The organism is Pseudomonas salomonii (genome assembly GCF_900107155.1).
Classification (GTDB): Bacteria; Pseudomonadota; Gammaproteobacteria; order Pseudomonadales; family Pseudomonadaceae; genus Aquipseudomonas; species Aquipseudomonas salomonii.
In genome coordinates this window covers 68,814-91,007 of the sequence record NZ_FNOX01000017.1, presented here as the reverse complement: position 1 = coordinate 91,007, position 22,194 = coordinate 68,814, and the positions used below count along the sequence as shown (strand labels likewise).

At 57.1% G+C, this 22,194-nt stretch carries 31 protein-coding genes; 28 read left to right on the top strand and 3 right to left on the bottom strand.

The features are described 5' to 3' along the window. The first annotated feature begins 2 nt into the window (after nt 1-2). From rpsC to bfr, 23 genes are all read left to right on the top strand, one after another. Nucleotides 3-689 (top strand): 30S ribosomal protein S3, encoded by a 687-nt coding sequence (gene rpsC / locus BLV67_RS29540; RefSeq protein WP_003176422.1) that lies wholly within the window; start codon nt 3-5, stop codon nt 687-689. A 12-nt stretch (nt 690-701) separates the two neighbouring features. Next, nucleotides 702-1,115, top strand: a complete 414-nt coding sequence (gene rplP, locus BLV67_RS29535) for a 50S ribosomal protein L16 (protein WP_003232424.1) — start codon at nt 702-704, stop codon at nt 1,113-1,115. After that, nucleotides 1,115-1,306 carry a 50S ribosomal protein L29 gene (gene rpmC, locus BLV67_RS29530; RefSeq protein WP_002555481.1) on the top strand — a complete coding sequence of 64 codons (192 nt, stop codon included), beginning with the start codon at nt 1,115-1,117 and terminating at the stop codon, nt 1,304-1,306. Before rplP ends, rpmC begins: the two co-directional genes overlap by 1 nt. A 2-nt stretch (nt 1,307-1,308) precedes the next feature. Continuing rightward, entirely contained in the window at nt 1,309-1,575 is a 267-nt protein-coding gene (gene rpsQ, locus BLV67_RS29525; RefSeq protein WP_003176419.1) for a 30S ribosomal protein S17, read from the top strand. A gap of 23 nt (nt 1,576-1,598) precedes the next feature. Beyond that, on the top strand, nt 1,599-1,967 hold the full coding sequence (gene rplN, locus BLV67_RS29520) for a 50S ribosomal protein L14 (protein ID WP_002555479.1): 369 nt from the start codon (nt 1,599-1,601) through the stop codon (nt 1,965-1,967). 11 nt (nt 1,968-1,978) lie between these two features. Beyond that, nucleotides 1,979-2,293, top strand: coding sequence for a 50S ribosomal protein L24 (rplX, locus tag BLV67_RS29515; RefSeq protein WP_003176416.1), 315 nt, complete (start codon nt 1,979-1,981; stop codon nt 2,291-2,293). A 20-nt stretch (nt 2,294-2,313) separates the two neighbouring features. Further along, complete coding sequence (gene rplE / locus BLV67_RS29510) at nt 2,314-2,853, top strand: 50S ribosomal protein L5 (protein ID WP_003176415.1); 540 nt, start codon at nt 2,314-2,316, stop codon at nt 2,851-2,853. A 13-nt stretch (nt 2,854-2,866) separates the two neighbouring features. Continuing rightward, nucleotides 2,867-3,172, top strand: coding sequence for a 30S ribosomal protein S14 (rpsN, locus tag BLV67_RS29505; RefSeq protein ID WP_003176414.1), 306 nt, complete (start codon nt 2,867-2,869; stop codon nt 3,170-3,172). A gap of 208 nt (nt 3,173-3,380) precedes the next feature. Continuing rightward, the gene (rpsH, locus tag BLV67_RS29500; RefSeq protein WP_010566853.1) at nt 3,381-3,773 is read left to right on the top strand and encodes a 30S ribosomal protein S8; all 393 of its coding nucleotides are present in this window, start codon (nt 3,381-3,383) and stop codon (nt 3,771-3,773) included. A gap of 12 nt (nt 3,774-3,785) precedes the next feature. Then, nucleotides 3,786-4,319, top strand: coding sequence for a 50S ribosomal protein L6 (gene rplF, locus BLV67_RS29495; protein WP_003176412.1), 534 nt, complete (start codon nt 3,786-3,788; stop codon nt 4,317-4,319). A gap of 10 nt (nt 4,320-4,329) precedes the next feature. Continuing rightward, nucleotides 4,330-4,680, top strand: a complete 351-nt coding sequence (gene rplR / locus BLV67_RS29490; protein WP_017135964.1) for a 50S ribosomal protein L18 — start codon at nt 4,330-4,332, stop codon at nt 4,678-4,680. A 3-nt stretch (nt 4,681-4,683) separates the two neighbouring features. Further along, nucleotides 4,684-5,184 carry a 30S ribosomal protein S5 gene (rpsE, locus tag BLV67_RS29485; protein ID WP_003176409.1) on the top strand — a complete coding sequence of 167 codons (501 nt, stop codon included), beginning with the start codon at nt 4,684-4,686 and terminating at the stop codon, nt 5,182-5,184. A 2-nt stretch (nt 5,185-5,186) separates the two neighbouring features. Next, entirely contained in the window at nt 5,187-5,363 is a 177-nt protein-coding gene (gene rpmD, locus BLV67_RS29480) for a 50S ribosomal protein L30 (RefSeq protein ID WP_003176408.1), read from the top strand. A 3-nt stretch (nt 5,364-5,366) separates the two neighbouring features. Continuing rightward, complete coding sequence (gene rplO, locus BLV67_RS29475; protein ID WP_003176407.1) at nt 5,367-5,804, top strand: 50S ribosomal protein L15; 438 nt, start codon at nt 5,367-5,369, stop codon at nt 5,802-5,804. Beyond that, on the top strand, nt 5,805-7,133 hold the full coding sequence (gene secY / locus BLV67_RS29470; RefSeq protein ID WP_016969470.1) for a preprotein translocase subunit SecY: 1,329 nt from the start codon (nt 5,805-5,807) through the stop codon (nt 7,131-7,133). A 28-nt stretch (nt 7,134-7,161) separates the two neighbouring features. Next, nucleotides 7,162-7,278 carry a 50S ribosomal protein L36 gene (gene rpmJ, locus BLV67_RS29465; RefSeq protein WP_002555468.1) on the top strand — a complete coding sequence of 39 codons (117 nt, stop codon included), beginning with the start codon at nt 7,162-7,164 and terminating at the stop codon, nt 7,276-7,278. A 129-nt stretch (nt 7,279-7,407) separates the two neighbouring features. Further along, complete coding sequence (rpsM, locus tag BLV67_RS29460) at nt 7,408-7,764, top strand: 30S ribosomal protein S13 (protein WP_003210063.1); 357 nt, start codon at nt 7,408-7,410, stop codon at nt 7,762-7,764. 30 nt (nt 7,765-7,794) lie between these two features. After that, nucleotides 7,795-8,184, top strand: coding sequence for a 30S ribosomal protein S11 (rpsK, locus tag BLV67_RS29455; protein ID WP_002555466.1), 390 nt, complete (start codon nt 7,795-7,797; stop codon nt 8,182-8,184). A gap of 18 nt (nt 8,185-8,202) precedes the next feature. After that, a complete protein-coding gene (rpsD, locus tag BLV67_RS29450) occupies nt 8,203-8,823 on the top strand; it encodes a 30S ribosomal protein S4 (protein WP_003210056.1) in 621 nt (206 codons plus the stop codon). 22 nt (nt 8,824-8,845) lie between these two features. Next, a complete protein-coding gene (locus BLV67_RS29445; protein WP_003176403.1) occupies nt 8,846-9,847 on the top strand; it encodes a DNA-directed RNA polymerase subunit alpha in 1,002 nt (333 codons plus the stop codon). Between the two features lie 41 nt (nt 9,848-9,888). After that, nucleotides 9,889-10,275, top strand: coding sequence for a 50S ribosomal protein L17 (gene rplQ / locus BLV67_RS29440; RefSeq protein ID WP_017135967.1), 387 nt, complete (start codon nt 9,889-9,891; stop codon nt 10,273-10,275). A 246-nt stretch (nt 10,276-10,521) separates the two neighbouring features. Next, on the top strand, nt 10,522-11,961 hold the full coding sequence (locus BLV67_RS29435) for a catalase (RefSeq protein ID WP_218108741.1): 1,440 nt from the start codon (nt 10,522-10,524) through the stop codon (nt 11,959-11,961). 155 nt (nt 11,962-12,116) lie between these two features. Then, the gene (gene bfr / locus BLV67_RS29430) at nt 12,117-12,581 is read left to right on the top strand and encodes a bacterioferritin (protein ID WP_015886133.1); all 465 of its coding nucleotides are present in this window, start codon (nt 12,117-12,119) and stop codon (nt 12,579-12,581) included. 65 nt (nt 12,582-12,646) lie between these two features. On the opposite strand, the gene uvrA is transcribed toward bfr, so the two are convergent. Next, nucleotides 12,647-15,481, bottom strand: a complete 2,835-nt coding sequence (gene uvrA, locus BLV67_RS29425) for an excinuclease ABC subunit UvrA (protein WP_065930321.1) — start codon at nt 15,479-15,481, stop codon at nt 12,647-12,649. A 178-nt stretch (nt 15,482-15,659) separates the two neighbouring features. On the opposite strand from uvrA, the gene BLV67_RS29420 reads away from it, so the two are divergent. Both BLV67_RS29420 and BLV67_RS29415 read left to right on the top strand, forming a co-directional pair. Continuing rightward, on the top strand, nt 15,660-17,054 hold the full coding sequence (locus tag BLV67_RS29420) for an MFS transporter (protein ID WP_069786680.1): 1,395 nt from the start codon (nt 15,660-15,662) through the stop codon (nt 17,052-17,054). Between the two features lie 9 nt (nt 17,055-17,063). Continuing rightward, nucleotides 17,064-17,591 (top strand): single-stranded DNA-binding protein, encoded by a 528-nt coding sequence (locus BLV67_RS29415; RefSeq protein ID WP_010467282.1) that lies wholly within the window; start codon nt 17,064-17,066, stop codon nt 17,589-17,591. A gap of 67 nt (nt 17,592-17,658) precedes the next feature. On the opposite strand, the gene BLV67_RS29410 is transcribed toward BLV67_RS29415, so the two are convergent. Beyond that, the gene (locus BLV67_RS29410; protein WP_069786679.1) at nt 17,659-18,567 is read right to left on the bottom strand and encodes a LysR family transcriptional regulator; all 909 of its coding nucleotides are present in this window, start codon (nt 18,565-18,567) and stop codon (nt 17,659-17,661) included. 102 nt (nt 18,568-18,669) lie between these two features. Here BLV67_RS29410 and tam point away from each other — a divergent pair, with 102 nt between their 5' ends. After that, nucleotides 18,670-19,431, top strand: a complete 762-nt coding sequence (tam, locus tag BLV67_RS29405) for a trans-aconitate 2-methyltransferase (protein WP_069786678.1) — start codon at nt 18,670-18,672, stop codon at nt 19,429-19,431. 17 nt (nt 19,432-19,448) lie between these two features. On the opposite strand, the gene BLV67_RS29400 is transcribed toward tam, so the two are convergent. Then, the gene (locus BLV67_RS29400) at nt 19,449-20,012 is read right to left on the bottom strand and encodes a cysteine hydrolase family protein (RefSeq protein ID WP_069786677.1); all 564 of its coding nucleotides are present in this window, start codon (nt 20,010-20,012) and stop codon (nt 19,449-19,451) included. A gap of 251 nt (nt 20,013-20,263) precedes the next feature. Here BLV67_RS29400 and BLV67_RS29395 point away from each other — a divergent pair, with 251 nt between their 5' ends. Next, nucleotides 20,264-21,373, top strand: a complete 1,110-nt coding sequence (locus tag BLV67_RS29395) for a DUF3182 family protein (RefSeq protein WP_069786676.1) — start codon at nt 20,264-20,266, stop codon at nt 21,371-21,373. Further along, entirely contained in the window at nt 21,363-22,118 is a 756-nt protein-coding gene (locus tag BLV67_RS29390; RefSeq protein ID WP_065930336.1) for an alpha/beta hydrolase family protein, read from the top strand. Before BLV67_RS29395 ends, BLV67_RS29390 begins: the two co-directional genes overlap by 11 nt. Nucleotides 22,119-22,194 lie beyond the last annotated feature (76 nt).

Below are 22,194 nucleotides of genomic sequence, written 5' to 3'. Positions count from 1 at the left end.
AGATGGGTCAGAAAGTACATCCCATTGGCATTCGCCTGGGAATCGTCAAGGAGCACACCTCCGTCTGGTACGCAGACGGTCGGACTTATGCGGACTATTTGTTCGCTGATCTGAAGGTGCGTGAGTATCTCCAAGACAAACTAAAAAGCGCGTCCGTAAGCCGTATCGATATCCATCGTCCGGCACAAACTGCACGTATCACCATCCACACCGCTCGTCCAGGTATCGTTATCGGGAAGAAAGGTGAAGATGTTGAGAAACTGCGTCAGGACCTGACCAAGCAAATGGGTGTGCCTGTGCACATCAATATCGAAGAGATCCGTAAGCCGGAGCTCGACGGTATGCTGGTTGCGCAGAGCGTAGCTCAGCAGCTGGAGCGTCGTGTAATGTTCCGTCGCGCTATGAAGCGCGCTGTACAGAACGCCATGCGCATTGGTGCCAAAGGCATCAAAATCCAAGTGAGCGGTCGTCTCGGCGGTGCTGAAATCGCACGTACTGAATGGTATCGCGAAGGTCGTGTGCCACTGCACACCCTGCGTGCCGACATCGACTATGCCAACTACGAAGCTCACACCACTTACGGTGTGATCGGTGTAAAGGTTTGGATCTTCAAGGGCGAAGTAATTGGTGGTCGCCAAGAAGAACTGAAACCACAAGCACCAGCGCCTCGTAAAAAAGCTGCTAAGTAAGGGGTACGCCAAATGTTGCAACCTAAGCGTACGAAGTTCCGCAAGCAGATGACAGGCCACAACCGTGGTCTGGCTCAGCGCGGTAGCAAAGTCAGCTTCGGCGAGTTCGCGCTGAAGTCTGTAGCTCGTGGTCGTCTCACCGCTCGTCAGATCGAGTCAGCGCGTCGTGCACTGACCCGTCACGTTAAACGTGGCGGCAAGATCTGGATCCGTGTATTCCCGGACAAGCCGATCTCCAAAAAACCTCTCGAGGTTCGGATGGGTAAAGGTAAGGGTAACGTGGAATACTGGGTAGCCCAGATTCAGCCAGGCAAAGTCCTGTATGAAATCGAGGGTGTAACTGAAGAGCTGGCGCGTGAGGCTTTTGCCCTGGCTGCTGCAAAGCTGCCGCTCGCCACCGCCTTTGTTAAACGGACGGTGATGTGATGAAAGCGAATGAACTTCGTGAAAAATCCGCACAGCAGCTGAACGAGCAACTGCTCGGCCTGCTGCGCGACCAGTTCAATCTGCGTATGCAGAAAGCAACTGGCCAGTTGGGGCAGTCTCATCTGCTCTCGCAAGTTAAGCGTGACATCGCTCGCGTGAAGACTGTGCTCAACCAGCAGGCAGGTAAGTGATCATGGCTGAAGCCGAAAAGACTGTCCGTACGCTGACTGGCCGTGTTGTCAGCGACAAGATGGACAAAACCATCACCGTACTGATCGAGCGTCGCGTTAAGCACCCGATCTACGGTAAATATGTTAAGCGTTCGACTAAGCTGCACGCGCACGACGAAACCAACCAGTGCCACATCGGCGACAAAGTCACTATTCGTGAAACTCGTCCGCTGGCCAAGACCAAGTCTTGGGCACTGGTTGATGTTCTCGAACGCGCTGTGGAAGTCTAAGGACTAGGGGTCGGAGAAATTATATGATTCAGACTCAATCCATGCTCGATGTGGCCGATAACAGCGGCGCTCGCCGTGTTATGTGCATCAAGGTGCTGGGTGGCTCCCATCGTCGTTACGCTGGTATCGGTGACATCATCAAAGTTACCGTGAAGGAAGCAATTCCTCGCGGTAAAGTGAAAAAAGGCCAAGTGATGACTGCTGTTGTAGTCCGCACTCGTCACGGCGTACGCCGTGCTGATGGCTCTATTATCCGCTTTGATGGCAACGCTGCTGTTCTTCTGAACAACAAGCAAGAGCCGATCGGCACCCGTATCTTTGGGCCAGTGACCCGTGAACTTCGTACTGAGAAGTTCATGAAGATCGTCTCGCTCGCCCCAGAAGTGCTGTAAGGAGATCCGACATGCAAAAGATTCGTCGTGACGACGAGATCATCGTGATCGCCGGCAAAGACAAAGGTAAGCGCGGTAAGGTGCTTAAGGTTCTCGCTAATAACCGTCTGGTTATCGGCGGTCTGAACCTGGTTAAGCGTCATACCAAGCCTAACCCGATGTCGGGCGTACAAGGCGGTATCGTCGAAAAAGAAGCTCCACTGGACGCTTCTAACGTCGCCATTTTCAACGGCGAAACCAACAAGGCTGACCGCGTTGGTTTCAAAGTAGAAGACGGCAAGAAAATTCGTGTCTTCAAGTCGACCCAAAAAGCGGTTGATGCTTGAACACTGCTAGGTAGAAGACCATGGCACGACTAAAAGAGATTTACTGGAAAGAAATCGCACCGAAGCTTAAGGAAGAACTTAAGCTTTCGAACGTGATGGAAGTTCCACGCGTTACCAAAATCACCCTGAACATGGGTCTGGGCGAAGCGGTCGGTGACAAAAAAGTCATCGAGCACGCTGTTGCTGACCTGGAAAAGATCACCGGTCAAAAAGTCGTTGTGACTTACGCTCGGAAATCCATCGCTGGCTTTAAAGTCCGTGAAGGTTGGCCGATCGGCGTCAAAGTGACTCTGCGCCGTGAGCGTATGTATGAATTCCTGGATCGTCTGCTGTCGATCTCCCTGCCTCGGGTTCGCGACTTCCGCGGCCTGAATGCCAAGTCCTTCGATGGTCGTGGTAACTACAGCATGGGCGTGAAAGAGCAGATCATCTTCCCGGAAATCGACTACGACAAGATCGATGCTCTCCGCGGTCTGGACATCACCCTGACCACCACTGCCAAGAACGATGATGAAGGTCGCGCCCTGTTGCGTGCTTTCAAATTCCCGTTCCGCAACTGATTGGAGTAGGACCATGGCCAAGATGAGCATGAAAAACCGCGAGCTGAAGCGTCAGCTCACGGTTGCCAAGTACGCCAAGAAGCGTGCAGCACTGAAAGCAATCATCGTTGATCTGAACGCAAGTCCAGAAGCACGTTGGGAAGCGACAGTTGCTCTGCAGAAGCAGCCACGTGACGCAAGCGCTTCGCGCATGCGTAACCGCTGCCGCCTGACCGGTCGTCCACACGGCGTTTACCGCAAGTTCGGCCTCGGCCGTAACAAACTGCGTGAAGCGGCAATGCGTGGTGACGTACCAGGTCTGGTTAAGGCCAGCTGGTAAGTACTTTCAACGTCCAGGCGGGCAGAATCGCAAGATACTGACCGCCGGTGACCTTGAATCTGGATCAAGCCCCTTTTGGGGCTTGTTTCATTTCCGGAGTGTGTCTAAAATACGCGGCTCGCCTGAGCCCGTGTTTTTTATGGCCGGAGATTCTCGGCGACATATGTAGCCGCAAGGCTAATTTTTTTGTATTAGGAGCGTCTAGCCCATGAGTATGCAGGACCCGTTAGCGGACATGCTAACTCGTATCCGTAATGCCCAGATGGCTGAAAAGTCCGTCGTAAGCATGCCATCTTCCAAGTTGAAGGTAGCTGTTGCCAAAGTCCTGAAAGACGAAGGCTACATTGCGGGTTATCAGATCAGCAGCGAAACCAAGCCACTGCTGTCCATCGAGCTGAAGTACTTCGAAGGCCGTTCGGTCATTGAAGAAGTGAAGCGCGTTAGCCGTCCAGGCCTGCGTCAGTACAAGTCCGCTGAAGATCTGCCGAAAGTTCGTGGCGGTCTGGGCGTGTCTATCGTCTCCACCAACAAAGGTGTGATGACGGATCGTGCTGCGCGCGCTGCCGGTGTCGGCGGCGAAGTTCTTTGCACTGTGTTCTAAGGGGGGATAAGCATGTCTCGCGTCGCTAAGAACCCCGTTAAGCTGCCAGCCGGTGTCGAAGTAAAATTCGCAGGCCAACAGCTTTCGGTGAAGGGTGCCAAGGGCACTCTTGAACTGAACATCCATTCGTCCGTTGAGATCGTTGAAGAAGCTGGTGAGCTGCGTTTCGCTGCTCGCAATGGCGATCAACAAACTCGCGCAATGGCCGGTACCACGCGTGCGTTGGTAAACAACATGGTCCAAGGCGTAAGCCAAGGCTTCGAGCGTAAGCTCCAGCTGGTCGGTGTTGGTTACAAAGCGCAAGCAAAAGGCACGGTTTTGAACCTGGCCCTTGGCTTCTCGCACCCAGTGGATTACGAACTGCCGGAAGGCATCACCGCTGAGACCCCTAGCCAAACCGATATCCTGATCAAGGGTATTGATAAGCAGCTGGTAGGTCAGGTGGCCGCTGAGATCCGCGACTTCCGTCCACCAGAGCCGTACAAAGGCAAAGGTGTGCGCTACGCGGACGAAGTCGTCCGTCGTAAAGAAGCCAAGAAGAAGTAGGGCATAGCAAATGACCGACAAAAAAGTTACTCGACTGCGTCGCGCTCGCAAAGCACGCCTGAAAATGCACGAACTCGAAGTCGTGCGTCTCTGCGTGTACCGCTCGTCGCAGCACATCTACGCCCAGGTCATCTCGGCCGACGGCAACAAAGTCCTGGCCAGCGCCTCGACTTTGGATAAAGAACTGCGTGATGGTGCCACCGGCAACATCGACGCGGCCACAAAGGTTGGCCAGCTGGTCGCTACACGTGCTAAGGCCGTGGGCGTCTCGCAAGTGGCTTTCGACCGCTCTGGCTTCAAGTACCACGGTCGCGTGAAAGCGCTGGCTGATGCTGCTCGTGAAGCTGGGCTGGAGTTCTAAGTTATGTCAAATAACGACCAAAAGCGCGACGAAGGCTACATTGAGAAGCTGGTTCAAGTTAACCGCGTAGCCAAAACCGTTAAAGGCGGCCGTATCTTCACTTTCACCGCGTTGACCGTGGTGGGTGATGGTAAAGGGCGTGTTGGCTTCGGCCGTGGCAAGTCACGTGAAGTGCCTGCTGCGATCCAGAAGGCAATGGAAGCTGCTCGTCGCAACATGATCCAAGTTGATCTGAACGGCACCACGCTGCAGTACGCAATGAAGTCCGCTCACGGCGCTTCGAAGGTGTACATGCAGCCTGCTTCTGAAGGTACCGGTATCATCGCTGGCGGCGCTATGCGTGCTGTCCTCGAAGTTGCTGGCGTCCAGAACGTTCTGGCCAAGTGCTACGGCTCGACTAACCCGGTAAACGTGGTTCACGCCACTTTCAAGGGTTTGAAAGCTATGCAATCTCCTGAGTCCATCGCTGCCAAGCGTGGTCTGACTGTCAAGGAGATCTTCTGATCATGGCTACCGTTAAAGTAACGCTGATCAAAAGCATGACCGGCCGCATTCCTAACCACAAACTGTGCGTTAAAGGTTTGGGTCTGCGTCGCATCGGTCACACTGTAGAAGTCCAGGATACTCCCGAGAATCGCGGGATGATCAACAAGGCTTACTACATGCTGCGTGTAGAGGGTTAATCGATGAAACTCAATGATCTGAGTCCAGCGCCGGGTTCCCGTCGCGAAAAGCATCGTCCGGGCCGTGGTATCGGTAGCGGTTTGGGTAAGACTGGTGGCCGTGGCCACAAAGGTCAAACCTCCCGCTCCGGTGGCACCATTGCTCCTGGCTTTGAAGGCGGTCAACAGCCGCTGCATCGTCGCCTGCCTAAGTTCGGTTTCGTATCCCTGAAAGCCATGGATCGCGCAGAAGTGCGTCTGTCCGAGCTGGCTAAAGTGGAAGGCGATATCGTTACTGTGCAGACCCTGAAAGATGCCAACGTGATCAACGTCAACGTACAGCGTGTGAAAATCATGCTGTCCGGTGAAGTGACTCGCGCTGTCACTATCGGCAAGGGAATCGGCGCCACCAAAGGTGCGCGTTCGGCTATCGAAGCAGCTGGCGGCAAGTTCGAGGAATAAATGGCTAAGCAAGGTGCTCTCTCAGCGCTCGGCAAAGGCGGTATGTCTGAACTTTGGGCTCGTCTGCGTTTTCTGTTCCTGGCGATTATCGTCTACCGAATAGGCGCACACATCCCGGTTCCAGGTATCAACCCGGACCGACTCGCAGACCTGTTTCGACAGAATGAGGGGACCATTCTTAGCTTGTTCAACATGTTTTCCGGCGGCGCGCTGGAACGGATGAGCATCTTTGCACTGGGGATCATGCCGTACATTTCGGCATCGATCATCATGCAGTTGATGACCGCCGTGAGCCCGCAGCTGGAGCAGTTGAAGAAGGAAGGTGAAGCTGGCCGTCGCAAGATTAGCCAGTACACCCGCTACGGCACTGTCGTTCTCGCCCTGGTTCAAGCTATCGGCATGTCCGTTGGCCTGGCGGGGCAGGGCGTTGCGTTCACTGGTGACTTTGGCTTCTATTTCGTCGCGGTATCCACGTTTGTGGCTGGTGCGATGTTCATGATGTGGCTGGGTGAGCAGATTACTGAGCGTGGTGTTGGTAACGGTATCTCGATGTTGATTTTCGCAGGTATCGTCGCCGGTCTTCCGAGAGCAATTGGGCAGTCTTTCGAGTCTGCGCGTCAGGGTGATATCAATATCTTCGCCTTGGTTGCCATCGGTTTGCTGGCAGTAGCGATTATCGGTTTTGTGGTGTTCATTGAGCGTGGCCAGCGTCGTATTGCTGTTCACTACGCCAAGCGTCAGCAGGGCCGCAAGGTCTTTGCTGCGCAGACCAGCCACTTGCCGCTGAAAGTGAATATGGCCGGTGTTATTCCGGCAATTTTCGCGAGCAGCATTTTGCTGTTTCCGGCTTCGTTGGGTACCTGGTTTGGTCAGTCTGAAAATATGGGCTGGCTGCAGGACCTCTCTCAGTCGATCGCTCCTGGTCAGCCGTTGAATATTCTGCTGTTTAGTGCAGGGATTATTTTCTTCTGCTTCTTCTATACGGCGTTGATGTTCAATCCGAAAGACGTAGCGGAAAACCTGAAGAAGTCCGGTGCCTTTATTCCGGGTATCCGTCCAGGTGAGCAGTCGGCACGCTACATTGATGGCGTTCTGACTCGTTTGACCCTGTTCGGTGCTCTATATATGACGGCCGTGTGCTTGCTTCCCCAGTTCCTGGTGGTTGCAGCAAACGTTCCGTTCTACCTTGGCGGGACCTCGTTGCTGATCGTGGTCGTGGTTGTGATGGACTTCATGTCCCAAGTACAATCGCACCTCGTTTCGCACCAGTACGAATCCCTGATGAAGAAAGCCAACCTGAAGGGCTACGGCAGCGGCATGTTGCGCTGAGTACCCCATAAGGTTCGAGGAGTTGGTGATGAAAGTTCGTGCATCGGTGAAAAAGCTGTGCCGTAACTGCAAGATTATTCGCCGCGAAGGTGTTGTTCGAGTAATTTGCAGCGCGGAACCGCGTCACAAACAGCGCCAAGGCTGAGTGTGATCCGCTTGAAGCCCGGCAGCTAGTGCGCTGCCGGGTTGATTATTTGTTATTACAGCGATATTATCTCGCGCCCTATTTCTTGGCTTCCGGGGCGTAGGTAGCTGTCAATTGGAGTCCCACTGAATGGCCCGTATTGCAGGCGTTAACATTCCAGATAACAAGCACACTGTTATCTCGCTGACCTACATCTATGGTGTTGGTCGCACTACTGCGCAGAAAATTTGCGCAGACACTGGGGTAAACCCAGCCGCAAAGATCAAGGATCTGAGCGACGAGCAGATTGAGCTGTTGCGTGGCGAAGTGGCGAAGTTCACCACTGAAGGTGACCTGCGTCGCGAAATCAACATGAAAATCAAGCGTTTGATGGACCTCGGTTGCTACCGTGGTCTGCGTCATCGTCGTGGTCTTCCAGTACGCGGTCAGCGTACCAAGACTAACGCGCGTACCCGTAAAGGTCCGCGTAAGCCGATCCGCAAGTAATCGCCCACGCGAATCGACAGGAAAATTATCATGGCAAAACCTGCTGCTCGTCCTCGTAAAAAAGTTAAAAAGACAGTGGTTGATGGCATCGCCCACATCCATGCTTCTTTTAACAACACCATCGTGACCATCACCGACCGTCAAGGTAACGCGCTGTCTTGGGCTACCTCTGGTGGTTCGGGTTTCCGCGGTTCCCGCAAGTCCACTCCGTTTGCTGCTCAAGTAGCTGCTGAACGTGCTGGTCAAGCTGCGCTGGAATACGGCCTGAAAAACCTCGACGTTAACGTCAAAGGTCCAGGTCCAGGTCGTGAGTCTGCTGTCCGTGCTTTGAACGGCTGTGGCTATAAGATCGCCAGCATCACCGACGTGACGCCAATCCCGCACAACGGGTGCCGTCCGCCGAAGAAGCGCCGCGTGTAATCCAGGAGATTGTAAAGAATGGCTCGTTACATTGGTCCAAAATGCAAACTCGCTCGTCGCGAAGGCACCGATCTCTTCTTGAAGAGCGGCGTGCGCGCGATCGAATCGAAGTGCAACATTGAAGCAGCACCTGGTATCCACGGCCAACGCCGCGGTCGCCAGTCCGATTACGGCACCCAACTGCGTGAAAAGCAGAAGGTCCGTCGTATCTACGGCGTTCTCGAGCGTCAGTTCAGCGGCTACTACAAAGAAGCTGCTGGCAAGAAAGGTGCAACCGGTGAAAACCTGCTGCAACTGCTCGAATGCCGTCTGGACAACGTTGTATACCGTATGGGCTTTGGTTCGACTCGTGCCGAATCCCGTCAGCTGGTATCGCACAAATCCGTCAGCGTAAACGGCCAAACCGTTAACGTTCCGTCCTACCAGGTTCGTGCTGGTGACGTGGTCGCGATTCGCGAGAAAGCAAAAAACCAACTTCGCATTGTCCAAGCTCTCGATCTGTGTGCCCAACGTGGCCGCGTAGAATGGGTAGAAGTAGACACTGAGAAGAAGTCGGGCGTTTTCAAGAACGTTCCTGCTCGCAGTGATCTGTCCGCCGACATCAACGAAAGCCTGATTGTCGAGCTCTACTCCAAGTAAGGGCTAGAAAATAGGTGCATCCATGCAGATTTCGGTAAATGAGTTCCTGACACCCCGCCACATTGATGTGCAGGTTGTCAGTCCAACCCGCGCCAAGATCACTCTCGAGCCTCTCGAGCGTGGTTTTGGCCACACCCTGGGCAACGCGCTGCGCCGCATCCTGTTGTCCTCAATGCCCGGCTGTGCAGTAGTCGAGGCCGAGATTGACGGTGTGCTCCACGAGTACAGCGCCATCGAAGGTGTACAGGAAGACGTAATTGAAATCCTGTTGAACCTTAAAGGTCTGGCTATCAAGCTGCACGGCCGTGACGAAGTTACGCTGACCTTGTCGAAGAAGGGTTCGGGGGTGGTTACCGCTGCCGATATTCAGCTGGATCATGATGTCGAGATCGTTAATCCCGATCACGTAATCGCTAACCTGGCGTCTAACGGCGCCCTGAACATGAAGCTCACCGTAGCTCGTGGTCGTGGTTATGAACCGGCCGACTCGCGTCAGAGCGATGAAGACGAAAGCCGCAGCATTGGTCGCTTGCAGCTTGACTCTTCGTTCAGCCCGGTTCGCCGTATCGCATACGTGGTGGAAAACGCCCGTGTCGAGCAGCGTACTAACCTGGACAAGCTGGTTATTGATCTGGAAACCAACGGTACTCTGGATCCTGAAGAGGCTATCCGCCGCGCTGCAACCATTCTGCAACAGCAGTTGGCTGCGTTCGTCGACCTCAAAGGTGACAGCGAACCAGTGGTAATCGAGCAGGAAGACGAGATCGATCCGATCCTGCTTCGCCCGGTTGACGATCTGGAACTGACTGTACGTTCGGCTAACTGCCTTAAGGCGGAAAACATTTACTACATCGGCGACCTGATTCAGCGTACCGAAGTAGAACTGTTGAAGACTCCGAACCTGGGCAAGAAATCCTTGACTGAAATCAAGGACGTTCTGGCCTCCCGCGGTCTGTCCCTCGGCATGCGCCTCGACAACTGGCCGCCTGCAAGTCTTAAGAAGGACGACAAGGCGACTGCCTGATCGTCGTAATCACCGAACGTGAGTTTGGTAAGGAATGAACCATGCGTCATCGTAAAAGTGGTCGTCACCTGAGCCGTACCAGCTCGCACCGCAAGGCCATGTTTCAAAACATGGCGGTGTCGCTGTTCGAGCACGAGCTGATCAAAACTACACTGCCGAAAGCTAAAGAACTGCGTCGCGTTGCTGAGCCGCTGATCACTTTGGCCAAGACAGACAGCCTGGCTAACCGCCGTTTGGTTTTCGACCGTACTCGTTCGAAAGCTATCGTTGGTAAGCTCTTCAACGACCTGGGCAAGCGTTACGCTACCCGTGAGGGTGGCTACCTGCGCATCCTCAAGTGCGGCTTCCGCACTGGCGACAACGCGCCAATGGCGTACGTCGAGTTGGTTGATCGTGCTACTGCCGGCGAAGCTGTAAGCGCTGAGTAAGACGGCACGCTGTAACGAAGAACCGGGCCTAGTGCCCGGTTTTTTGTGGGCGATAGAAAAGCCGTCTATATTTCTCAAGTCACTGTCGGTTCTCTTCTTAAACAAACTCTACTCGCCCTGATGGGTGTTAGTTATTTTCTATCAAAGTCCATGATTTAATGCATTTGATGGTGTCATCTTGATGGTCAATACTCCCTCCAAGCCGATTAGCCGGCAGTTCTAAGCCTGACCTGAGGAAGATTGAGCATGAGTACAATTCTGACTACCGCCAGCGGCGCTCCCGTCGCTGATAACCAGAACTCCCGCACGGCGGGCCCGCGTGGCCCATTGCTGCTCGATGACTTCCACCTCATCGAAAAACTGGCGCACTTCAACCGTGAGAACATTCCTGAGCGTCGTGTGCACGCCAAGGGTTCAGGCGCCTACGGCACTTTTACGGTCACCCGCGATATCACCCAATACACACGCGCGAAACTGTTTGAAGCCGTCGGAAAGCAGACGCCGACTTTCCTGCGGTTCTCCACCGTTGGGGGCGAGCGTGGTTCGGCGGATACGGCTCGCGATCCGCGTGGTTTTGCGCTGAAGCACTATACCGAAGAGGGTAACTGGGACATTGTTGGCAACAACACGCCGGTATTTTTCATTCGTGACCCACTGAAGTTCCCTGACTTCATCCATACCCAAAAGCGTTTGCCGCAAACGAACTTGAAAAGCGGGCAGATGGTCTGGGACTTTTGGTCATGGTCCCCAGAGGCCTTGCACCAGATCACAATTTTGTTTTCGGACCGTGGCACCCCTGATGGGTACCGCCATATGCATGGCTTCGGTAGTCATACCTACAGCTTGGTCAATGCCAAAGGCGAGCGCCATTGGGTCAAGTGGCACTACAAAACCCAGCAAGGTATCAAGAACCTGACACCTGAGGATGCAACGCGCATTGCCGGTACGGATCCTGATTACGCTCAGCGCGACCTGTTTGGGGCAATTGAACGGGGTGACTTCCCTAAATGGGACGTGTGCATCCAGATCATGACAGAGGCTCAGGCCGCTGCTCACTACGAAAACCCTTTCGATGTGACTAAAACCTGGTCGCAGCAGGAGTTTCCGTTGATCAAGGTGGCTGAGTTGGAGCTGAACCGTAATCCAGAGAATTACTTTGCTGAAGTCGAGCAGGCATGCTTCGGTCCAAGCAATATGGTTCCGGGTGTTGGTCTGTCGCCAGATCGCATGCTTCAAGGCCGGGTGTTTGCCTACGCCGATGCTCATCGCTATCGTGTTGGCACCAACCACCAGCAATTGCCGGTCAACGCGCCAATAATTCCAGTCAATAACAATCAGCGCGACGGTTCCATGTCCGTTGGTTTTGGTGGTGCGTCTCCAAACTATGAGCCAAACAGCTATGCCGATGCACCCAAACAAGCGCCGCAATATGCCGAGCCGTCATTGGCGCTGAGCGGCGCTGCCGATCGTTATGACCACCGTGAAGACACTGACTACACCAGCCACGCCGGTGCGTTGTTCCGTCTGATGAGCGACGCTCAGAAGGCCCTGCTGATCAACAACATTGCCGGTTCAATGGCAGGTGTTAGCAGCGACGTGATTCGGCGCGTACTTCCGTACTTTTTCGAAGCGGACCCTGCTTATGGCCAGGGCATTTCAACCGCAGTGGGCGTAACGCTTAGCTGACTCTAAACGAGAAGCAGAACCGCCCTCATTTGGGCGGTTTTTGCGTTATTTCCGCCACTTTTCTCGGAATATCTTCGCTTTTCTGCCGTTTGTCCCGTGACCTTCGAGTCAGCATGGTTCAAACTACAGACTTTCAAGCAGGGAGATGTAGGGCGATGCAAGGTCACCCCGACGTAATCGATTACCTCAACACGTTGCTGACGGGCGAACTGGCAGCTCGTGACCAATATTTCATCCATTCGCGTATGTACGAAGACTGGGGCTTTACCGAGCTCTACGAGCGTATCAACCACGAAATGGAAGAAGAGGCACAGCACGCCGATGCGCTGATGCGCCGTATCCTGATGCTCGAGGGCACGCCGCGCATGCGTCCCGACGACCTGGACGTGGGCACCACGGTGCCTGACATGCTCGCTGCCGACCTTCGTCTCGAGTACAAGGTGCGTGCCGCACTCTGCAAGGGCATCGAGCTCTGCGAGCAGCACAACGACTATGTCACTCGTGAAATTCTGCGCGTGCAGTTGAATGATACCGAAGAAGATCACACCTACTGGCTTGAAAAGCAGTTGGGGCTGATCAAGTTGGTCGGGTTAGAGAATTACCTGCAATCGCAGTTCTGATTTCCGGCTACAAAAAAGCCCCTGTCACCGCAAAGTGACAGGGGCTTTCTCATGAGCGCGATAAATCAGGCTTTGTCGCGCGCCAACAGTGGCTTCAAGTAGTAACCAGTATGCGACTGCGGCATCTCGGAGACCTGCTCCGGCGTGCCCACCGCAATGATTTGGCCACCCTTGGAGCCGCCTTCCGGCCCCAGGTCTACCAGCCAGTCGGCGGTCTTGATCACGTCGAGGTTGTGCTCGATTACCACGACTGTATTGCCGTGGTCGCGCAAGCGGTGCAATACGTCGAGCAATTGCTGAATATCCGCAAAGTGCAGGCCCGTAGTCGGCTCATCAAGGATATACAGGGTCTTGCCCGTATCGCGCTTGGACAATTCACGGGACAACTTCACCCGCTGCGCCTCACCGCCCGACAACGTAGTCGCCGACTGCCCCAGCTTGATGTACGACAGGCCCACATCCATCAGCGTCTGCAGCTTGCGCGCCAATGCCGGAACCGCGTCGAAGAACTCCCGCGCTTCCTCGATGGTCATCTCCAGGGTTTCGTGGATGTTCTTGCCCTTGTACTTGATCTCCAGGGTCTCGCGGTTGTAGCGCTTGCTCTTGCACACATCGCACGGCACGTAGATGTCCGGCAGGAAGTGCATCTCCACTTTGATCAGGCCATCGCCCTGGCAGGCTTCGCAGCGGCCACCCTTGACGTTGAACGAGAACCGGCCAGGCCCATAGCCCCGTGAGCGAGACTCTGGCACGCCGGCAAACAGTTCGCGTATCGGCGTGAACAACCCGGTATAGGTCGCGGGGTTCGAGCGGGGTGTGCGGCCAATCGGGCTCTGGTCGATATCGACCACCTTGTCCAGGTGCTCCAGGCCCTTGATGCTGTCGTGTGCAGCCGCTTCCAGGGTGGTCGCGCCGTTCAGGGCGGTGGCACTCAGGGGGAACAGCGTGTTGTTGATCAGCGTCGATTTGCCCGAGCCGGAAACACCGGTCACGCAGGTCAGCAGGCCCAGCGGAATTTCCAGGTCGACATTGCGCAGGTTGTTGCCGCGCGCGCCCTTGAGGTGCAACGCCATTTTTTTGTTACGTGGCGTGCGCTTGGCTGGCACTGCGATTTTCACGCGACCGGACAGGTATTTGCCGGTCAACGAGTCCGGGTGAGCCATCACTTCGGCAGGCGTGCCCTCAGCCACAATATGCCCGCCATGCACACCCGCGCCTGGGCCGATGTCGACCACGTAATCGGCCAGGCGAATCGCGTCTTCATCGTGCTCAACCACGATCACCGTGTTGCCGATATCGCGCAGGTGTTTGAGCGTACCCAGCAGGCGATCATTGTCACGTTGGTGCAGGCCGATCGACGGCTCGTCGAGGATGTACAGAACGCCCACCAGGCCGGCACCGATCTGGCTGGCCAAGCGAATCCGCTGGGCCTCACCACCGGACAAGGTATCCGCGCTGCGATCCAGCGACAGGTAGTCCAGGCCGACGTTGACCAGGAACTGCAAGCGCTCACGAATTTCCTTAAGAATCTTGTCGGCAATTTCCCCACGGCGACCGGTCAGCTTGAGCACACCGAAGTATTCACAGGCATCGCCGATCGGCAGGTTGGTGACCGCCGGCAATGTTTTCTCACCGACCCACACATGCCGCGCCTCGCGACGCAGGCGCGTGCCGCGGCAGTCCGGGCAAGGTTGGGTGCTGAGGAATTTCGCCAGCTCTTCGCGCACGCTGGCCGACTCGGTCTCGCGGTAGCGACGTTCCAGGTTCGGCACAATGCCTTCGAACGGGTGGGAGCGCTTGACGATATCGCCACGGTCGTTCAGGTACTTGAAGTCGACGTTCTGCGAACCACTGCCGTGCAGGATGACTTTCTGCTGCTCGGCCGGCAGTTGGTTGAACGGTACTTCCAGGCTGAATTTGTAGTGCGACGCCAACGACCCCAGCATCTGGAAGTAATAGACGTTGCGCCTGTCCCAGCCGCGTATTGCGCCCTCCGCCAACGTCAGGTCACCATTGACCAGGCGCTTGATGTCGAAGAACTGCTTCACCCCAAGGCCATCGCACGTCGGGCAGGCACCGGCCGGGTTGTTGAAGGAAAACAGCTTGGGTTCCAATTCGCTGATCGCATGGCCGCAGATCGGGCAGGCAAAACGTGCGGAGAAGATGATCTCTTCGCCGGGCTCGTCATCCATTGGTGCGACCAGGGCAATGCCATCGGCCAGCTTCAGCGCGGTCTCGAACGATTCCGCCAAACGCTGCTGCAAATCGGCACGTACTTTAAAGCGGTCGACCACCACATCAATCGAATGCTTCTTCTGCTTGTCGAGTTTCGGCGCTTCATCCAGCTCATACAGCTTGCCGTTGATGCGCGCCCGCACAAAGCCCTGGGCACGCAGCTCTTCGAAGACCGACAGGTGCTCACCCTTGCGCTCACGGATCACCGGCGCCAGCAGCATCAGCTTGGCGCCTTCCGGCTGGGCCAGTACCAGGTCGACCATCTGGCTGACGGTCTGGGCTTCCAGCGGAATATCGTGGTCCGGGCAACGGGGAATACCTACGCGGGCATACAGCAGACGCAGGTAGTCGTAGATCTCGGTGATGGTGCCCACGGTGGAGCGCGGGTTGTGGGAGGTCGACTTCTGTTCGATGGAAATCGCCGGCGACAGGCCTTCGATGGTGTCGACGTCGGGTTTTTCCATCATCGACAGGAACTGCCGGGCATAGGCCGACAGCGATTCAACATAGCGGCGCTGGCCCTCGGCATACAGCGTGTCGAACGCCAGGGACGATTTGCCCGAGCCGGACAAGCCGGTGATGACGATCAGTTTGTCCCGGGGCAGGGTCAGGTCGATGTTCTTCAGGTTGTGGGTTCTAGCCCCACGAATCAGGATCTTGTCCAAGATGGCCTCGCACGGCGGGCGTAAATAATGCCGGAGTATACGGCTAAAGACTGGATGAATATACACTGTCAAAGTGCCGGGTGCAGCCTTAGATGAAAGCTGCGCGGCAAAGCGCCGCATATACCCTCTCAATCGATGGGACTGGTAGAATCGCCGCCGGTTCACACGAGGTTTTTCCATGCACGATCCCCACAGCGAACGCATGAGTAGCGGCGAGACCCGAGCAGCAAGCGGTCTGGCCCTGGTGTTCGCGTTCCGTATGCTAGGCATGTTTATGGTGTTGCCGGTGCTGGCGACCTATGGAATGGATCTCGCAGGAGCGACCCCCGCACTGATCGGCCTGGCGATTGGCGCCTATGGCCTGACCCAGGCGCTTTTTCAGATTCCGTTCGGGATCATTTCCGACCGTATCGGCCGGCGTCCCGTCATCTATCTGGGGCTGATCGTGTTCGCCCTCGGCAGTGTGCTCGCGGCGCAATCCGATTCGATCTGGGGGGTGATTGCCGGGCGCGTCCTACAGGGCGCCGGGGCGATTTCCGCGGCAGTGATGGCGCTGCTCTCGGACCTGACCCGTGAACAACACCGCACCAAGGCCATGGCCATGATCGGCATGACCATCGGCCTGTCCTTCGCCGTTGCGATGGTGGTCGGCCCCTTGCTGACCCGCGCCTTCGGTTTGCACGGGCTGTTCCTCGCCACCGGCGGCATGGCGTTGTTCGGCATCGTGATCGTGGCCTTCATGGTGCCGCGCTCTACCGGCACGCTGGCGCACCGTGAGTCGGGCGTTGCACGCAAGGCGTTACTGCCGACGCTCAAGCACCCGGACCTGCTGCGCCTGGATTTAGGTATCTTCGTGTTGCACGCAATGCTGATGTGCAGCTTCGTCGCGTTGCCCCTGGCACTGGTGCAAAAAGCCGGTTTGCCCAAGGAGCAGCACTGGTGGGTGTACCTCACCGCCTTGCTGATTTCGTTCTTCGCCATGATCCCGTTCATCATCTACGGCGAGAAGAAACGCAAAATGAAACGAGTTTTGCTCGGCGCCGTCGCGACGCTGATGCTCACTGAGCTATTCTTCTGGCAGTTCGGCGACAGCCTGCGGGCACTGGTCATTGGTACGGTGGTGTTTTTCACCGCATTCAACCTGCTGGAGGCATCATTGCCTTCGTTGATCAGCAAAGTTTCACCGGCCGGCGGTAAGGGCACGGCGATGGGGGTGTATTCCACCAGCCAGTTCCTCGGTTCGGCGCTGGGCGGCATCATGGGTGGCTGGATGTTCCAGCATGGCGGTTTGTCGGTTGTGTTCCTGGGATGCGCCGGGCTGGCTGCACTTTGGCTGGCCTTTGCTGTTACCATGCGCGAACCTCCGTACGTCACAAGTCTGCGCCTGCCGTTGTCGCCCGAAGCAATTCGTGAAGCTGGCCTGGTAGAGCGCTTGAAGGCCGTCGTCGGAGTAACAGATGCAGTGGTGGTCGCTGAAGAGGCGGCCATTTACATCAAATTGGACACCGAATTATTGGATCGCGCGACGCTTGAGCAACTGGTCAACCCAGTGCCGACAGCGCGCCCAGCTTAGGAGAACGTTATGGCCCGTGGGGTTAACAAAGTCATATTGGTCGGTACATGCGGCCAGGATCCCGAAGTTCGCTACTTGCCTAACGGTAACGCCGTGACCAACCTGAGTCTGGCAACCAGCGAACAGTGGACCGACAAGCAGACCGGCCAGAAGGTCGAGAAAACCGAATGGCACCGCGTGTCGATGTTCGGCAAGGTTGCAGAGATCGCCGGTGAGTACCTGCGCAAAGGTTCGCAGGTCTACATCGAAGGCAAGCTGCAAACCCGCGAGTGGGAAAAAGACGGCATCAAGCGTTACACCACTGAAATCGTGGTCGACATGCAAGGCACCATGCAACTGCTGGGCGGCCGTCCACAGCAGGGCGATCAACAAGGCGGGGGCAATAACTACCAGCAATCCGCTCCGGCCCCCCGCCAGCAGGCTCCGCGCCCGCAGCAGTCGGCCCCGCAACAGTCGCGCCAGGCACCGCCTCCACAGCAGGCCGCGCCACAGCCGGCTCCGGATTTCGACAGCTTTGATGACGATATCCCGTTCTAAGGTCCCAGGCCCGGAACGAGCAAAACCCCCGCAGGCGAAAGCCTCGGGGGTTTTTTAATGCCTGCAATCAGGCGTCCGTCGCGGCCGCTGTGACCACCATCTCCTTGAACCTGCGCAAGACCGCCGAGCCGTCACCAATACGCGTGGCCAAATGCAACGGCGCCACCAGGCTCTGGCACTCGGTCAGCTCGCGATAAACAATGCCATCGCCGCGCAGCCGCTGCATGGAGGCTGGCACGATAGAGACCCCAAGCCCTGCGGCCACAAGACTCAAGGTCGCCGTCATGCGGGGCGCTTCCTGCACCACCTGCGGGCTGAACCCGGCTTCACGGCAGGCCACCAGAATGGCGTCATACAAACCCAACCCCACGCGCCGGCGATAGAGCACAAAAGCCTCATCAGCCAATGCTGCCAAGGGTAACGGCTGCCCCGCATCGAGTGCCAAGGGATGATCGGTCGGCAGGGCCAGCAGCATGGGCTCCACCAGGATAGGTTCGTCCTGTAACTGTTGCGTGCCACTGAGCGGGGAGCGGATAAACGCGGCATCCAGCTTTTCCTGCACCAACGCGTCCAGCAGCTCGCCGGTTCCTGCTTCCTCCAGTATCACCGAGACACCCACAAAGGCCTCGCGAAACCGCCGCAGCACGCTGGGCACAAACGGGTGCAACGCCGCCGAGCTGGTAAAGCCGATGGCGAGTCGGCCTCGTTCACCCCGGGCGGCACGGCGTACCACGTCGGTAACACCTTCGGCTCGGGCCAAAATATCTCGGGCCTCATCCAACAATGCCAGGCCCGCCGTGGTTGGGCGCACACCTCGGGGCAGGCGCTCCATCAGCACCACGCCCAATTGCGCTTCAAGACTTTGCAGCAAGCGCGTCAAGGGTGGTTGCTGCATGCCCAGGCGTTCCGCGGCGCGGGTGATGTAGCCTTCCTCGGCAATGGCCACGAAGGCTCTCAGCTGGCGAAGCTCCAACATAAGGATACTTTCAAGGTATGGGAGGTTGCCAATCCTGGCATTTGTTCTCATGGTTCACAAGATTTAGGCTGTGGCCACCTTTAACAAAGAAGGAAAGCCGCGATGACCTGGTCTGCCAAGCAATACACGATGTTTGAACAGCAACGTACCCGTCCGGTCCGTGACTTGGTTGCGGCTATTGCGAATGGCGATGTCCGTAGCGCCGTCGACCTGGGATGCGGCCCCGGCAATTCAACTGAAGTATTGGCCGAGCGTTTCCCGCAGGCGCACATTACGGGCATGGACAGCTCTGACGACATGCTGGTTGACGCCCGCAAGCGCCTGCCGCAACTGAATTTCGAGCTGGCAGACATCGGCGCCTGGAGGCCGTCGCAAAAATACGATGTGATCCTCGCCAACGCCTCCCTGCAATGGCTGCCGAACCACGCCACGCTCTACCCGCATCTGGTCGACCAGCTGACACCTGGCGGCACCCTCGCCATACAAACCCCGGACAACCTTGACGAACCGGCCCACCGGCTGGCCCGCGAAGTGGCGGCAGATGGCCCGTGGGCGGCCAAGATCGGTGCGGTCAAACACAACGAGCGGCACACCGCGAGTTACTACTACGAATTGCTGAGCAAACATTGCAGCACTGTCGACGTATGGCGCACCACCTATCAACACCCGCTGGCCGATCACGCGGCGGTGGTGGAGTGGTTCAAGGCGTCGGCATTGCGGCCGTTTCTTGCGCCGTTGACCGACAGCGAAAACACCGCATTCCTGCAGCAATACCAGGCGCGTATCACCCAGGCTTACCCAGCCCTGGCTGATGGCACTGTGTTGCTGCCTTTTCCACGCCTGTTCATCATCGCTACGCGCTGAAGGCAAGCAAGCGGAGGTCACTGCGCCGCCGCTTGCGCCTTCAAGTATTCATCCGTCGACACCACGCTGGCATACCCAAAAGCCAGCGATGCCATATAAGCGCCATGCACCTGCGCGGCCGCAATCACCTGGCCATTGAATGCCTGGTCGCGGGTCGCGCAGGCGTCGTGAATCAGCGTGACGTTGTAGCCAAGGTCCGCCGCAGCCCGCACCACGGCGTCGATGCACATATGGCTCATGTTGCCGACCACCACCACGTCAGTGATGGCGCGTTGTTCCAGCACGCTGCGCAGGTTTGTTCCGCGAAACGCGTTCACAAAGTGTTTAAGCACCACCGGCTCGTTGCCCTGGTTCAGCACCTTGGCATGCAGGTGCGCGCCCTCGGAGCCTGGCGTGAAGAAGGGCGCGTCTTCGCTGGTGAATTCATGGCGCACATGGATGACGGCGTCGCCCGCCTGGCGAAACGCCTGCAGCACCTGCGCGGCCTTGTCCGCCGCGGCTTCCACGCCATCGAGCGGCCACTTGCCTGCGGGGAAATAATCGTTCTGGATATCGATGAGGATGAGCGCTTGCTTGGCCATGGGCGTCCTTATGATGGTTGGCAGTGCCTTGCATCTTAGCTGGCCCGTCGCCATCCACGCAGCTGCTTTGATGGCGGCGTCGTGCAGAACACCGTCCGTTTAAACCCCTGTCGTGCAGAATAAAACAGGCCTGGTGCCATCGCTGGGTCAGTAACTGTTTGATTTAACGGCCATCCTCCCCAGCCTTGCCTTGGCGTGATCCATGCAACCTTTCTCACACACACACATGGCAGGATCGCCAAGGGGGACGCATGACCCCGATTCAACGCAAAAAAATCGTAGTCGCTCACTCCACACGACAAGGGGCGCCGCCGCATGAAGTCGAAACCAATCGCGCCCTCGCGCGCTGGCTGGCGCAGATCCTTGGGCTAAAATTCGGCGGCAGCTATGACCCGCAGTTACACGACGGCCTCGACTTATATGTCTTGCCCACCCAAACCCTGGTCGGCCCCGATCAAGCGCGGCCGCTCAATATCAAAGGGCCGGAAGATCTGTGGGGCGGTTATGTCGATCACGCTTTCATCTGTACCAAAGCGATCACCCACGGCCTGCTAAGTCCTGACGCCAAGGCGCCTGAAGGCTGGTCGCCAGCGTTCTGTGAGCGTGTGCGCATGGTGGTTCTCGACGGGCTCAGCGTGTTTGCCCTTGAAGACGCATTGCCTGCCGCCACGCGCCTGCTCTACAGCGGGCCGATTCGCATGAAACCGGTGCATGCCTGTGCCGGACGCGGCCAGCAAGTTATCCACAGCCTCGACGCATTCGAGGCTGTGCTGGCGCGGCCCGAAGCGGCGCAGCTGTTCAACGATGGCGTAGTGCTGGAGCAGGATCTGCACGACGTCACCACCCACAGTGTGGGCCAGAGCTTTATCGGCGATCACGTGATCAGCTACTGCGGCGAGCAATTCCTCACCCAGGATGGGCACGGCGAAGAGGTTTACGGCGGCTCGACCTTGCTGGTGGTGCCCGGTGGTTATGACGACCTGCTTAAGCTCGATGTGCCCGACGATGTGCGCGAAGCCATCCAGCAAGCCCAGGTTTTCGACAGCGCCGCCGATGAGGCCTACCCTGGTTTCTATGCCTCGCGGCGCAATTACGACATCGCTCAAGGCCTGGACAGTGACGGCCAACGTCGTAGCGGCGTACTCGAACAATCCTGGCGCATGGGCGGGGCCAGCAGCGCGGAAGTCGCGGCGCTGCAAAGCTTCATCAATAACCCCGGCCTGCGGGCCATTAATGTGTCCTCGGTGGAGACCTATGTGGACCAACCGCTGCCTGAGCACGCCATTGAGGTGTATCGCGGCCCGGCCGAAAACAGCGACTTTCTTCTCAAGTATGTGACGGTTAAATCTTATGACGGCTAGAAGCGAAAGCATTGCGATCGATATCGACGACGAACAGATGAGCGGCACCTTCCTGAGTCCAAAATCCAAAGTCCCCGGCGTGTTGTTTGTGCACGGCTGGGGCGGCAGCCAGGAACGCGACCTTGAGCGCGCCAAAGGCATCGCGGGCTTGGGCTGCGTGTGCCTGACCTTCGACCTGCGCGGCCACGCCGGCACCGGCATTCCCTTGTCCCGCGTCACCCGTGAAGACAACCTGCGCGACTTGCTGGCGGCCTACGATCGCCTGCTCTCACACCCTGCCATCGACACCTCGGCCGTGGCCGTGGTGGGCACCAGTTATGGCGGCTATCTGGCGGCGATTCTCACTTCATTGCGCCCGGTACGCTGGTTGGCGCTGCGCGTGCCGGCGCTGTACCGCGACCAGGAGTGGCTCAAGCCCAAGCGCGACCTGGATAAGGCCGACCTGATGGATTATCGCAGCACCCTGGTGCACGCCGAGACCAATCGCGCCCTGCATGCCTGCGCCAAGTTCAGTGGTGATGTGTTGATCGTCGAGTCGGAAACCGACGACCACGTGCCCCATGCCACCATCATGAGCTACCGCGCGGCGTGCCAGCACACCCATTCGCTGACCCATCGGATCATCGATGGTGCCGACCACTCGCTGAGCGACCCGGTGTCGCAGCAGGCCTACACCTCGATCCTGGTGGACTGGATAACCGAGATGGTGGTGGGGGAGCGGTTGAGCATTATTCAATCACGCTGATGCAGTGCACTTTAGGCCGCTTTCGCGAGCAAGCCCGCTCCCACATTCGATTGAGTACATCCTTGAAATAGGGCCA